This is a genomic window from Metabacillus litoralis, from assembly GCF_020524045.1.
Lineage (GTDB): Bacteria > Bacillota > Bacilli > Bacillales > Bacillaceae > Metabacillus > Metabacillus litoralis_C.
This window is the reverse complement of the sequence record NZ_JAIVKL010000002.1, coordinates 467,988-482,651: the sequence shown is the minus strand read 5'-3', so window position 1 is coordinate 482,651 and position 14,664 is coordinate 467,988. Positions and strand designations below refer to the sequence as shown.

The following is a 14,664-nucleotide window of genomic DNA, read 5'->3' as shown; positions in this document are numbered from 1 at the left end:
ATGAACTCACTATTGGTACAAACATCAGATTCAACGTACCCAGTACTTGTCGGAGAAAAGGTAATAAAAGAGCTATTACCAGTCTTATCAGAGCTATCACCTTCTAAGGTACTTATTGTAACAGATAATAATATAGATGAACGTTATGGTAATGACTTAGAAAAAATGGTAAGTGAAAAATGGTCAACGTGTAAGTTTGTTATCAGAAATGGTGAGTCTTCCAAATCATTTGATATGTTTTATGAATTACAATCATATGCACTAAAGCAAGGACTAGATAGAAAGTCTGTTATCCTTGCTTTTGGTGGCGGTGTTGTAGGTGATTTAACAGGATTTGTAGCTGCTACCTTTATGAGAGGAATTCCTTATATTCAAATACCGACTACTTTACTTGCACATGACAGTGCTGTTGGTGGAAAAGTAGCGATCAATCATCCTGAGGGTAAAAATATGATTGGTGCTTTTTATCAACCAAAAGCTGTTATTTACGATAGTCAATTTTTAAAAAGCCTACCACACGAAGAATTACGTTCTGGTTTTGCCGAAGTTATTAAACATTCTCTCATCCGTAGCAAAACTTTGTATGAATTTCTCTATAAAGAAGTACCCAATTTAGAGGATCTTGCATCTGATAAAATAGAACGAATGATACTTGAGGGTATTATAATTAAGGCAGATGTTGTCTCACAAGATGAACGTGAATTAGGACTTCGAGAGATTTTAAATTTTGGTCATACGTTAGGACATGCAATAGAAGCAGAAGCTGGTTATGGTGAAATTTCTCATGGAGATTGTGTCGCAATAGGTATGTTATTTGCATTATGGTTAAGTAATAAATCACAAAATATAAAACTACCTTATGATGAGATAAAAAAGTGGTTTGAAACAATTGGGTTTCCAACTAGTGTACCAACAGAACAATTAACTGAAGATTTAATTAATAAAATGACAAAAGATAAGAAAACAAAAGCTAATCAGATTAAAATGATTATGCTAAAAGAAATTGGAGTCACAACTTCAAATACTTTTACTAAAGAAGAACTACAATCTTTACTTGAAGAGTGGCGTGTTTTAGAACGGGGGGAGAAATCTTGATTAGGGGGATTAGAGGAGCAACAACAGTAGATCAAAATGAAGCTAATATGATTGTTGAAGCAACAAGTGAGCTTCTTTATGAAATGATTCAAAAAAACAATATCCATGCTGATGATGTTGCACATGTTATTATTACTGTAACAGAAGATCTTAATGCTACTTTTCCTGCAAAAGCATTGAGAGAAATAGAAGGATGGACTTATGTTCCAGTCATGTGTATGCAAGAAATACCTGTTCCAGGGAGCCTAGAAAAGTGTATTAGAATCATGATGACTGTTCAAAGCGATATCGAACAGAATCAAATTCAACATGTGTATGCAAGAAATTCTGTTGTACTTAGACCAGATCTAATAAAATAGTTTTAATAGAGCATCTTTTTCACATCAAAAGTAATGAATTTTCTTCTTCTTAGTTCATTTGTAAATAGTTAGTAGGGGTATAACTAGATGATGAAATCAGAATATGCCTCCTTGACATTTTTTAGTGAATTATATTAACATGATGAAGAAGATTAAATAATAGTTGAGTAGAGTATAAGAGTATAGGGTAGCAGAGAATGAGTGAGTTTAGCTGAGGTATATGATGATGGCACAAGTCTACCCAAAAACCAGAGTGTTTTTGGGTTTTAATTTTATTACATAGGACTTTTCAAAATTATGATTAATGATTTGAAAAGTCCTCATGTCAAAACAAATAAAATTTGTGCTTTTAATTAATCTTCTATAATTTTATAACCTCCTAAAATCTCATTCTCCACAATTTATTGGAGGAGTGAGTTATTTTGAATTTTTCTTCTTTTACCACTTTTAGTAAAGATAGCAAACATTATCGAACAATCCCCATTGTAGAAAAGTATATGGTTGACACCATTACACCAATCCAATTGTTTCAACTCTTTAAAGATGAAGCTGTTTATTTATTAGAAAGTAAAGATGCTGAATCGAATTGGTCACGATACTCATTTATTGGTCTTAATCCATTTTTATTTATCGAAGAAAGTCATGGAGAATTTTCAATCCTAAATGAGCAAAGAAAAACATTATCAAAATCACATTCAATTACGAATACGTTTAAGCAATTACAAAATCATTTAGCCATTAAATTGCCAGATATAGATATACCTTTTGTCGGTGGAGCTGTAGGCTATATAGGATATGATGCCGTTTCAATTTTCGAAAAAGTTGAAAAACATCACACTAATGACTTAAATCAACAAAACTGTATGTTCTTTGTCTGTGAAACAATCATTGCTTATGATCATCATGAAAAACAACTATATTTCATTCATTATGTTCGGGTAAATGGTGATGAAAAAGAGGGGAATCTAAAAGCGATATATCAGCTTGCAGAGGCTAAACTAAATAAATATGTTAGTATGTTAAATCAAAAAACTCAACCGGAACAATTGCCTTTAGCTGTATCAGAGTCTTTTGATGTGAATTTTGATGATATTAAATCAAATTATGAGAAAAGCAAATTTTTAGAAGATGTAGAAAAAGTAAAAGAGTATATTCGAGCAGGTGATATTTTTCAAGGTGTATTGTCTCAACGTTTTGAAATACCAATCTCAACAGATGGATTTTCATTATATAGAATTTTAAGGATTGTTAACCCTTCACCCTATTTATTTTATATACGGATAAATGATACTGAATTAGTAGGGAGCTCTCCGGAGAGGTTAATTTATATTCAAGATAAGCATCTTGAAATTCACCCGATTGCAGGTACTAGAAGACGTGGGAAAACGATTGAAGAAGATCAATATTTTGAAGAAGAATTAATAAATGATGATAAAGAAAAAGCAGAGCATTATATGCTTGTCGACTTAGCTAGAAATGATTTAGGAAGAGTAGCAGAATATGGCTCTGTAACAACACCTACTTTAATGGAAGTCGGCCGGTTTTCACATGTTATGCACCTTATTTCTAAGGTTACTGCAAAATTAAAGCAAGAAGTTCATCCAATGGACGCGCTTTTATCATCTTTCCCTGCAGGAACTGTCTCAGGTGCCCCGAAAATTCGAGCAATGCAAATTATCAATGAATTAGAACCAAATGCAAGAGGTAGTTATGCAGGATGTGTAGCATACGTAGGATTTGATGGCAATATTGATTCTTGTATTACTATTCGAACGATTACAGTTAAAAATAATACAGCCTATGTTCAGGCAGGAGCAGGTATTGTTGTCGACAGTGTCCCGGAGCTTGAGTGGAAAGAAACATGTAATAAAGCAAGTGCGATGTTAAAAGCGATTCAATTAGCTGAGAAAGTCTTTTCTAAGGAGGTAGACGAGGATGAAAAAACTACTAGCACATTGTATTGAGGGTCATACTCTTTCAGAAGAACAAGCAGAGCAGGTAATGAACTCAATTATGACTGGTCATGCAACATCTAGTCAAATTGCAAGTCTAGTTTCAATCATGCGTCTTAGAGGAGAAACGGTTGATGAACTAGTAGGGTTCACTAGATCTATGAAACAGCATATGACGTCACTAGAATATGATAGTGATGTTGTTGATACTTGTGGAACTGGAGGAGATGGTGCTTCAACATTTAATATATCAACAGCAGCAGCAATTGTTGTATCATCATTAAAGGTCAAGGTGGCAAAACATGGGAATCGGGCTATCTCCTCAAAAAGTGGAAGTGCAGATGTGCTCGAAAAATTAGGTGTTAACATTCAAACTTCAATAGAAGATGCAGTGAACAGTCTAAATGAACGAAATATGAGCTTCTTGTTTGCTCCAATGTTTCATTCTTCTATGAAACATGCTGTTAATCCACGTAAAGAAATTGGATTTAGAACCGTTTTTAATTTATTAGGTCCATTATCTAATCCTGCAAATGCAAAAAGACAAATAATAGGTGTCTTTTCAACTGAATATGCAGAAAAGATGGCTGAGGCATTAAATAGGCTCGGAGCTGAGCATGTATTACTAGTAACTGGAAGAGATGGGTTGGATGAGATTTCTATTTCAACTGAAACAGATGTTGTTGAGCTTAAGAACGGGTCCATTACTAGATATGTTCTTAATCCTAAAGATGTAGGTCTTATTGAAGGAGATAATGAGGAACTTAGAGTGAGTAATGCTGAAGAAAGTGCTGCTCTGATTGAACAAATTTTTAGAGGAGAAGGACCAGCGAGTGCAGAAAATATTGTTGCATTAAATGCTGGTGCTGCTTTATACGTTGCAAACCATGTAAAAACACTTGATATGGGTGTTATGCTATCGAAGGAAGCTATTCGAAATGGAACTGCACTTCAACAGTTAGAGATGTTAAGGCATCAACGGGAGGAAAATTATGCTTGATAAAATAATTTTAACAAAAAAAGAAGAAGTCAAAAATCTTGTACTACCAGAAGATGCAAAGTTACCGCGTGTCTCTTTTCTTAACGCTCTGTTATCTCCGAAAAGAGAGACAGCATTGATTGCTGAAGTAAAGAAGGCTTCACCGTCGAAAGGATTAATAAAAGAAAATTTCCATCCAGTTGAAATAGCATTATCGTATGAGCGAGGTGGAGCAGATTGCTTATCTGTTCTGACAGATACTCCTTATTTTCAAGGTAAACAAGAGTATTTGACTCAAGTAAAGAGAGCTGTTAATCTTCCAATTCTAAGGAAGGATTTTATAATAGATACTATTCAAATTGATGAAGCGCAAAGAATCGGAGCAGATGCAATTTTATTAATTGGAGAAGCACTTGAGCCAACATTATTAAAAGAGCTTTATCACTATGCTACAGAGCTTTCTTTAGATGTATTAGTAGAGGTTCATGATCAGGAAACATTAGATGAAGTATTAAAGGTGATTACCCCTAGAATACTAGGCGTGAATAATCGTAATTTAAAAACGTTTGAAACAAATATCCATCAATTAGAATCAATGGCCTTAACAGTTCCAAAAGATACATTACTTATTAGTGAAAGTGGAATTCATACGTACGATGATTTACAGCTTGTGCAAAAGTATGGAGCAAGTGCTATCTTAGTTGGTGAATCGTTAATGAGAAAAGACGATCAAGCACTTGCAATAAAACAATTATTTGGAGAGGCGACATATGGATAAACCTAACTTGAAATATTGTGGAATTCGCAATATTGAAGACTTAAGAATTGTCTCACAATCACGAGCAGATTATATTGGTTTTATTTTTGCTGAAAGTAAACGTAAGGTTGATCCAAAAGATGTTAAGAAATGGCTTCAAGAGATTGATATATCGAATAAAAAACTTGTAGCGGTGTTTGTTAATCCTACGAGTAAGCAATTGAACGATGTATTAGTTGAAATACCAGTTGATGTTATCCAATTTCATGGAAATGAAACATTAGCACAAATGAAACATGCAAAAGAAAATCATGAAGAAATCATGACTTGGAAAGCACTTCATCATCATGAAAATACTTTAAAGCAAATGGAAGAATTTGTAGATACTGTTGATGGATTTGTCATTGATTCGAGAATAAAAGGTGCCTGGGGTGGGACAGGGGTTAGCTTTGATTGGAAAGCAGCACCCCAATACATTAATTATGCATGGCTACACAACAAAGAATGCTTTATAGCTGGTGGTATAAATGAAGATAATATTAGTAGATTACTAGAATTAAAGCCTCAAGGAATTGATCTTTCGAGTGGTATAGAAGTAGATGATCAGAAAAGTGAAGCCAAAATTCAACAGATAGAAGAAAGGATGTTACATTATGTCAATGTATCCAGATGAAAAAGGCCGATATGGTGATTTTGGCGGACGGTTTGTGCCAGAGACTTTAATGAGTCCATTAGCTGAAATTGAAAAAGCACATAAAGAAGCAATGAATGATCCTTTATTTATGCAAGAATATCATCATTTACTAAAGGAATACTCAGGCAGACCTACAACTGTTACATTTGCAGGTAATTTAACTGAAAAATTAGGTGGAGCAAAGATCTATTTAAAGCGTGAAGATTTAAATCATACAGGCGCACATAAGATTAATAATGCAATTGGTCAAGTACTACTAGCCAAAAGGATGGGTAAAACCAAAATTATTGCAGAAACTGGAGCAGGTCAGCATGGTGTGGCTACTGCTACTGTTGCAGCAAAATTTGGTATGAAATGTCAAGTTTTTATGGGTGAAGAGGATGTTCGAAGACAGGAATTAAATGTATTTCGTATGCAATTACTAGGAGCGGAAGTCATTCCTGTAACAAGTGGAAATAAGACATTAAAAGATGCTACGAATGAAGCGATGCGTTATTGGGTTCAACATTGTGAAGATCATTTTTACATTATCGGGTCAGTTGTAGGGCCACATCCATATCCTTATATTGTAAGAGAATTTCAACGTGTTATCGGTGACGAAGCAAGAGCTCAATTTCTTCAATTAGAGGGAAGTTTACCTACGAAAGTAATGGCATGTGTTGGTGGTGGAAGCAATGCAATTGGAATGTTTGCAGCGTTCTTAAATGATGATGTTGAACTTGTTGCTACAGAAGCAGCTGGTAAGGGTGTTGACACTGATATGCATGCAGCTACAATCACAAAAGGAACTAGAGGTGTCCTTCACGGTTCATTAACGTATTTATTACAAGATGAATATGGGCAAATCACAGAACCTTATTCTATTTCAGCTGGTTTAGACTATCCTGGAATTGGTCCAGAACATGCACATTTGGCTTCAACGGGTCGTGTTAAATATGAGAGTGTTACTGATAAACAGGCATTGAATGCATTGGAATTGTTGGCGAAAGAAGAAGGGCTGTTAGCTGCTATTGAATCAGCTCATTCTCTTTCATCCGCTTTTGATCATGCAAAGTCTATGAAAAAATCAGATTCAATCCTTATTTGTCTTTCAGGTAGAGGAGATAAAGATGTTCATACATTAATGTCGTATTATAAGGAGGTAGAAAATCATGACAGCACTCTTCAAACAACCGTTACAAAATAATTTATTTATCCCTTTTATTACGGCAGGTGATCCACATGCTGATTCTACCATTGAATTAGCTATCGCCCTGCAAGATGCAGGAGCATCGGCAATAGAATTGGGAATTCCCTATTCAGATCCAGTTGCAGATGGACCTGTTATTCAAAAAGCATCAAGTCGTGCATTAGAAAAAGGTATGAATATCATAAAGGCAATCAAACTTGTACCTGAAATGCGCAAAAAAGGTTTGAAAATACCAATTATTTTATTTACGTATTACAATCCTGTGTTACAATTAGATCAAGAATCCTTTTTCGCTTTACTGCGAGAAAATACTGTAGATGGACTGCTTATCCCAGATATTCCGTTTGAAGAAAGCGAAGAGCTTAGAGTTAAATGTCAAGAACATAATATCTCATTTATTTCTCTAATTGCGCCAACATCCTCAAATAGAATAAAAATGATTGCAGAAAATGCAGAAGGTTTTGTTTATTGTGTTTCATCATTAGGTGTTACAGGAGAACGAAAGAACTTCGACAAATCCATTGAAAATTTTTTAAATGAAGTAAAAAGATATAGTAATGTACCTGTTGTTGTTGGTTTTGGCGTGTCATCAAAAGAGCAAGTTGAAGAGCTTTCTAACATATCAGACGGTGTTGTCGTAGGTAGTGCATTAGTACGTGAAATCGAGCGATTAGGAAATCAACTAATGAATGAAAGTACACGACAAGAAGCAATAAATCAGTTTAGAGCATTTGCGACGAATTTTGTTAGTTAAAATCTGTAATCTCATATTTATTGTGAAGGAAAGGTAGAATTCCTATATAGAGACTTTGTAATAGCTTCTTGATTTTTAAACACTTACTTGTTTTTGTATAAGACTGAGTAATTCTTCTTTTGAAAGTCTCATCAAACAATAGAAAGCTAAGGCCTTGGGGTGGAAATCAACAGAAAGTTTACAAAGTCTTTTATACAAAATGAAAGTCTTCTACTTTGAAAAAACTATACTTCCGAGAAAATTCTTATGTAAAGCCTCTAAATATATTCTTTAGGTACTGAAAATTAACAGTGATTATCGCATGAAAAATTGCTTTATCTTTCAATAGAATTTATGATAGAAGTCACTGTTTTAGTTATGAAAGTTTAATGACTTTAAATGCAAAAGTGAGTACGATCTTTTCATATAGGAGAGGTGTTAAGTAGTGCAAGTAAAAGAACAATTATTAAGTTTGAAACCGTATCAGCCAGGAAAGCCAATTGAAGAAGTGAAAAAGGAATTCAATTTATCAAAAGTTGTTAAACTTGCTTCAAATGAAAATCCATATGGTTGTTCACCAAAAGCAAAGCAAGCAATAGTTGATGAATTAGAACAATTAGCGATTTACCCTGATGGTTATAGTGCTAAATTAAGAACACAAGTAGCAGAACACGTTAAGGTAAAAGAAGAAGAGATCATCTTCGGAAATGGCTCAGATGAAGTAGTACAAATTATTTGTCGAGCTTTACTAAATCCGCAAACAAACACAGTTATGGCAACACCTACATTTCCTCAATACAAGCATAATGCTGTTATTGAAGGAGCGGAAATACGAGAGGTATCTCTTGTGAATGGTGATCATAATTTGGAAGAAATGCTTAAGCAAATTGATGAAAATACAACAGTTGTTTGGGTTTGTACTCCTAATAATCCCACTGGTACATATGTAACAAGAGATGCTTTGCTGAATTTCTTAAGTCAAGTGCCTAAGCATGTGTTAGTAGTAGTTGATGAAGCATATTATGAATATGTTTTAGCAGAGGATTATCCTCAAACTGTTTCATTATTAAATGATTATGAAAATTTAATGATTCTCCGCACTTTTTCTAAAGCATACGGACTAGCTTCTTTACGAATTGGTTATGGCATTGCTAATGCAGAGCTTATTCGTAAAATAGAACCAGCTCGCGAACCTTTTAATACAAGTCGCATAGCTCAGGTAGCTGCAGTTGCCGCTTTGGATGATCCAGACTTTGTAGAAGAGTGTCGTATAAAAAACAAAAAAGGATTACAACAATTTTACCAATTCTGTGAGGAATTAAAATTAGATTATTACCCTTCAGAGGGGAACTTTATCTTAATCGATTTTAACCGTGATTCTGATGAGGTTTTCCAAGCTCTATTAGAAAAAGGGTATATCGTTCGCTCAGGTAATGCATTAGGATTTCCTACACACTTAAGAATTACAGTAGGTACTGAAAATCAAAATAATGAAATCATTGAGATCTTAAAAGAATTCGTTAAATAATATAGGCTATGTTAAAGCTTAAGGTTGATTTTTAACTTTGTTGATTGGAGTGAAAGGTATGAGACTCCTGCGGGAGAAGCGTGTCGAAGGGAGACCCCACAGGCGCTTGCGCCGAGGAGGCTTCCTGACCGCCCGCGGAAAGCGAATGCCTGTAACGGAAATCAACCACAAAGTTTAACAGAGCCATAATATATTGACTATATCTCATGATGTACCTCTTATTTAGTTTTAGAAGTCTTATTGATTAAAGGTGTATAAAATATAGACTCTTTTTGAGCAATAAAAATACAATAGTCTAATTATAAAAAACTGTTACTTAAACTTTGTTGCTTTTTAATACTTGATGGAAACAGCACTATATAAAGTCTAGTGGCATCTTTTCTTATAGAATAGTACCTTTTATACGGTGATTCCACTGTTTCTAACAGAGATTTAGGTCAAATAGCAAAAAAATTTCAGAAAAGAGCCTTATAAAAAGAGGGATGAATACAAGCGCTCTCCTACTAAAGGGAGCTATGTTTGTTTTGATCTCTCTTTTTTCTAAAGTCACTGTTAAACGTGGTTGTTAATTTTATTACAGGGATTTACTGGGCCCGGGAGCCTCCCGGAAGTTAAGCGACCTGTGGGGGCTTCCTTTGTCACTTCTCTAAACAGGAGCTCTATCTTTCTGTAATAAAAACAAATTTTCAAAAAACGACAATGAGCTTTAAAGAAGTCTTTTAAGAAATAACTAAATATTCAATTTAAATTTTCTATGTGATTTTTCGAATAAGCCTCTATGATATAGGCCAAAAAAGGTGATCAAAAATGGTTAGAAAAATATATTTAATAGGTCTTGGTTTAATTGGAGGTTCAATTGCGTTATCAATTAAACATAAAGATCCATCCATACATATTATCGGTTTCGATATTAATAAAGACCAAGCAGTACTTGCGAAAAAGCTAGGAGCAATAGATGAAGTATCATCTGAGATTTTTCCAAGTTCGCTTTCAATGGTGGATATAATATTTGTTTCAACTCCTGTAGAACAAACAATAAATATTATAAAAGAACTAAAAGATGTAGATTTGAAGAAAGATGTAATTATCACTGATGTAGGCAGTACAAAAGTGAAAATAGTAGACAGTGCAAATAAATATCTAAATGGTAGAATCAAATTTGTTGGGGGTCACCCAATGGCAGGTTCACATAAGTCGGGTATATTAGCTGCGAAGCCACACTTATTCGAAAATGCCTTTTATATTTTAACTCCTTCAAAATATGTTACTTCTGATGATTTAGCCCAATTAAAAAATATTCTAGCTGGCACGAAAGCTAATTTCATAGAAATGTCCCCTCAGGAACATGATAGAGTAACAGGTGTTATTAGTCACTTCCCTCATATTGTTGCTGCTAGTTTAGTATACCAAGCAAAAAATCATGAAGAGCAATTTCCACTTGTAAAGAGACTTGCGGCTGGAGGATTTCGTGATATTACAAGAATCGCTTCTAGTAACCCTTATATGTGGCGAGATATTCTTATCCATAATAAAGGTCCTCTATTACATTTGTTTGATGAATGGATCTCTGAAATGGAACGGGTCAAGGGTTTTGTCGAAAATGAAGAGGCAGAAAATTTGTATGATTATTTTGAACATGCGAAACATTATCGAGACGGTTTGCCTGAAAACCAAAAAGGAGCAATTCCCTCATTTTATGATTTATATGTAGATGTACCAGATTATCCAGGAATTATTTCAGAAGTTACTGGTTTCTTAGCTCAAGAAAAAATCAGCTTAACAAATATACGGATTATTGAAACACGAGAAGAGATATACGGGGTTTTAAGATTAAGTTTCCAAACAGAGCATGATAGAGAGCTTGCAATAGACTGTATTAGTAAATACTCTTCCTATGATACATTTATTATATAGGTTCAAATAAGTAAATGGTGATTTGCATTTCTTGCGTACTAAAATGTTTAGGGTTGATGGGAGCAAGCATCCTGTGGCGCAAATCAATCTTTCCTTTGGTAACAATTTTTATGAAGCCATTATATAAGCATTGTGAAAGCTTATGAAATTGATGTCACCACGTTATATGAGGGTATATTAATAGATGCATTATCGAAATACTTGATTGTGATTATAATAAATAGTTTTGTTTACTTAAGATAAATTATTAATGAGGTGGAACAAATGTCTGATTTCAAGAAATTATTAAAAGTTGAGCGTTTAACAGGTGAAATTGATATCCCGGGAGATAAATCAATTTCCCATAGAGCGATTATGTTCGGCTCTATAGCAAATGGTAAAACGACTATATCAAACTTTTTAATGGGGGCAGATTGTCTTAGTACAGTTTCATGCTTTAGGAAGATGGGCGTGACAATAAATATTCAAGAAGGCCAAGTCTCTGTTGAAGGTAAAGGACTACAAGGTCTAGAAGAACCAACTGATATTTTAGATGTTGGAAATTCAGGGACAACGACTAGACTAATGATGGGAATATTAGCAGGAGTACCTTTTCACTCCTGTGTAATTGGTGATGAATCAATTGCTAGAAGACCAATGTCTAGGGTAACAAAACCGTTAAAGATGATGGGTGCTTCTATCGATGGACGTGAAAACGGACAATATACTCCTCTATCCATTCGAGGTGGAAATTTAAAAGGACTTCGATATGAATCTCCTGTTGCAAGTGCACAAGTTAAATCAGCCATTTTGTTAGCTGGTTTACAAACAAATGGAGAAGAAACAATTGTAACGGAACCACATAAATCAAGAGACCATACTGAGAGAATGCTAAGAGCATTTGGTGTTGAAGTATATGAAGATGAAAAGTCTGCATCATTGGTTGGTGGACAAAGTCTTCAAGCAACTAATATCTTTGTACCAGGTGATATATCATCTGCTGCATTTTTCCTAGTTGCAGGTGCTATTGTTCCAGATAGTGAGATTGTACTTAAAAATGTTGGGATTAATCCAACTAGAACTGGAATTCTTGATGTTTTAGAAATGATGGGAGCATCAATTGAAGTGATTCCTCATAAAGAACACTCATTTGAACCAATTGCAGATATCATCATTAGAACATCAACATTGAAAGGAACAACAATTGGTGGAGATTTAATACCTAAACTAATAGATGAAATCCCTGTTATTGCGTTACTTGCAACACAAGCTGAAGGAGAGACAATCATTAAAGATGCAAGTGAACTTAAGGTGAAAGAAACAAATCGTATTGATACAGTTGTAGGAGAATTGTCTAAAATTGGAGCAAATATCAGTGCTACTGATGATGGTATGGTTATATCAGGTAAAACTTCTTTAAAAGGTAATGCCACTGTATCAAGTCACGGTGACCATCGAATTGGAATGATGCTCGCAATAGCTTCATGTATAACAAATGAACCTGTTCAACTAGAAGATGCTGATGCAATTGATGTGTCTTACCCTAATTTTTTTGAGCACTTATCTTCACTTTCTAAATAGTTTTATCATAGAGCTTAAGTACTATTCATGTTGTGTTTTACTTGAATAGTACTTAGGCTTTTTTAAAAGCTCTGTTAAAATTTGTTGTAGATTTCCGTTACAGGCATTCGCTTTCCGCGGGCGGTCCGGGAGCCTCCTCGGCGCAAGCGCCTGTGGGGTCTCCCTTTGACACGCTTCTCCCACAGGAGTCTCATGCCTTTCACTCCAATCAACAAAGTGCTAAAAATCAACATTAAGCTTTAACATAGCCTTTTTAAAAACGTAAAGTATGAAGGCGTATCACCTCGATAGGAAAAAAGATAACCCCTAATTCCTATTCCTCAGTCAATAGCTATTTAAAGGTATAGAGCACCTTTTAAAACGATCAAAAAGGCTCCTAGTGTTTTTTTCTTTCTACTTACTCCATATGAAAGATAAAGGCTTAAAGGATGTCGTGGTGTGCAAAACTATTATTCGTTTTTATATATACTTTAAAATGATGAAATAATAGGATTTCTTTACTTCATAATAAGTTTTTAAAAGCTTAAATGATAACTAAGCATAAAAGAATACCTTCTTTCATAGCTTGTCTTAAGGAGATGAAAGGGGGCGCTTAGAAATGTGTTATATCATAGAAAATGCAACATTACTAAAATCGGGTGGTACGACGAAAACTTCTTTGTTAATAAAAGGTAATAAAATAGAGTTTATGAAAACATCTTTAAGTAATTTCCGATTTATAAGAATGGATATGAGCTCATATTTATTAACCCCAGGTTATGTTATGCTTGATTTTTCTCTTCAATCACCATTACACTTTCAAGAATTCAAACAACATATAATTGAAAACTATGTAAAAAAAGGTTGTACAACGTTGTTAACGGTTACCTCAGTGGAAAAAGAGCAAGATCTTTTGCCTAAGCTTAAACAAAGACGACATCTTATGATAAACTCACCTATTGATTATTATATAGGTGTGAAAATTCCATTGAAAATTTTAAAACCCTCTTTATTAAGAAAGTTAAGACAACAAAATATTTCTGTTGTTTTTGTTGAACTATGTGAAGATGATAAAATGAGAGGGAAATCATGGGGATGGATTAGAGACGCAATGTTTTCAAATCCAATTACTTTAGTACCTTTTGTAGAAGAAGGTTTATATAAAGAAAGCTTCACACAAAAATTGTTAAAAAGTTGGGAAATTCATATGAAAGAGCATCGATTATCTTCTTTGTCACATCAATTAACCGATGGTGAACAACTAACAAGAGATTCATTGATGACATTGGGTATATATCCTGAAAAAGGAGAAATACGTGTAGGTGGACAAGTGAATTATAATTTGTATAAATTAGATAACATAAAATATCATACAGATGGACAACCAATCCTAAATAGTAGTCCTCCTATGTTTACAATTCACCATGGAAAGTTAATAAATATAGATGGGGAAATTTCTTTTAATCCAGGTACAGGTGAAGAATGTTTTATTCCTATTTCAGGTCGTTTTATATCACATCAGATGACTCTTTAAGGTATGATATGAGTAAGAAGATATTTTTTCTAACTACTTAAAAAAAACTGTAGTGTTTATGAGGTATTTGACTTCTTCTTTCATTAGATTTTGAAATGCTAAGTATAAGTCCTAAATGATTTTATAACCTACACTAAATAAGTACAAATTCGTAATAAAAACTCATTGAAAAGAAGGCTATGTTAAAGCTTAATATTGATTTTTAACACTTTGTTGATTGACTCCTGCTTAGTCGTGTTAATGGGAGACCCACAGGCGCTTGCACCTATCAGGTTCTCGTTCCTATGAAGAATTGTCCTTATTTTTCTCTAGGCAAAAAGCCTTTTATCACGGGAAAGCGATTGATTGTAACGGAAATCAACAACAAAGTATAACAGAGCCAAAAAGAAAG

Annotated in this window: 12 protein-coding genes; all 12 read left to right on the top strand. The window is 34.1% G+C overall.

All coding sequences use genetic code 11. From position 1 onward, the window contains the following. A complete protein-coding gene (aroB, locus tag LC076_RS05780; protein ID WP_226666871.1) occupies positions 1–1,095 on the top strand; it encodes a 3-dehydroquinate synthase in 1,095 nt (364 codons plus the stop codon). Continuing rightward, complete coding sequence (aroH, locus tag LC076_RS05775; protein ID WP_226666870.1) at positions 1,092–1,454, top strand: chorismate mutase; 363 nt, start codon at positions 1,092–1,094, stop codon at positions 1,452–1,454. Before aroB ends, aroH begins: the two co-directional genes overlap by 4 nt. A gap of 419 nt (positions 1,455–1,873) precedes the next feature. Further along, positions 1,874–3,418: an anthranilate synthase component I gene (trpE, locus tag LC076_RS05770; protein ID WP_226666995.1), complete on the top strand. Its 1,545-nt coding sequence runs from the start codon at positions 1,874–1,876 to the stop codon at positions 3,416–3,418. Further along, positions 3,390–4,406 (top strand): anthranilate phosphoribosyltransferase, encoded by a 1,017-nt coding sequence (trpD, locus tag LC076_RS05765; protein WP_226666869.1) that lies wholly within the window; start codon positions 3,390–3,392, stop codon positions 4,404–4,406. The genes trpE and trpD overlap by 29 nt, the downstream gene beginning before the upstream one ends. Then, entirely contained in the window at positions 4,399–5,163 is a 765-nt protein-coding gene (trpC, locus tag LC076_RS05760) for an indole-3-glycerol phosphate synthase TrpC (RefSeq protein ID WP_226666868.1), read from the top strand. Before trpD ends, trpC begins: the two co-directional genes overlap by 8 nt. Continuing rightward, entirely contained in the window at positions 5,156–5,815 is a 660-nt protein-coding gene (locus tag LC076_RS05755; protein WP_226666867.1) for a phosphoribosylanthranilate isomerase, read from the top strand. The genes trpC and LC076_RS05755 overlap by 8 nt, the downstream gene beginning before the upstream one ends. After that, positions 5,796–7,022, top strand: a complete 1,227-nt coding sequence (trpB, locus tag LC076_RS05750; protein WP_226666866.1) for a tryptophan synthase subunit beta — start codon at positions 5,796–5,798, stop codon at positions 7,020–7,022. The genes LC076_RS05755 and trpB overlap by 20 nt, the downstream gene beginning before the upstream one ends. Beyond that, the gene (gene trpA / locus LC076_RS05745) at positions 6,988–7,779 is read left to right on the top strand and encodes a tryptophan synthase subunit alpha (protein ID WP_226666865.1); all 792 of its coding nucleotides are present in this window, start codon (positions 6,988–6,990) and stop codon (positions 7,777–7,779) included. The genes trpB and trpA overlap by 35 nt, the downstream gene beginning before the upstream one ends. A gap of 424 nt (positions 7,780–8,203) precedes the next feature. Further along, on the top strand, positions 8,204–9,286 hold the full coding sequence (gene hisC, locus LC076_RS05740; protein WP_226666863.1) for a histidinol-phosphate transaminase: 1,083 nt from the start codon (positions 8,204–8,206) through the stop codon (positions 9,284–9,286). Between the two features lie 807 nt (positions 9,287–10,093). After that, positions 10,094–11,200 (top strand): prephenate dehydrogenase, encoded by a 1,107-nt coding sequence (locus LC076_RS05735; protein WP_226666862.1) that lies wholly within the window; start codon positions 10,094–10,096, stop codon positions 11,198–11,200. A gap of 264 nt (positions 11,201–11,464) precedes the next feature. After that, positions 11,465–12,760: a 3-phosphoshikimate 1-carboxyvinyltransferase gene (aroA, locus tag LC076_RS05730; RefSeq protein ID WP_226666861.1), complete on the top strand. Its 1,296-nt coding sequence runs from the start codon at positions 11,465–11,467 to the stop codon at positions 12,758–12,760. Between the two features lie 598 nt (positions 12,761–13,358). Continuing rightward, positions 13,359–14,273, top strand: coding sequence for a hypothetical protein (locus LC076_RS05725; RefSeq protein ID WP_226666859.1), 915 nt, complete (start codon positions 13,359–13,361; stop codon positions 14,271–14,273). The last annotated feature ends 391 nt before the right edge of the window (positions 14,274–14,664 follow it).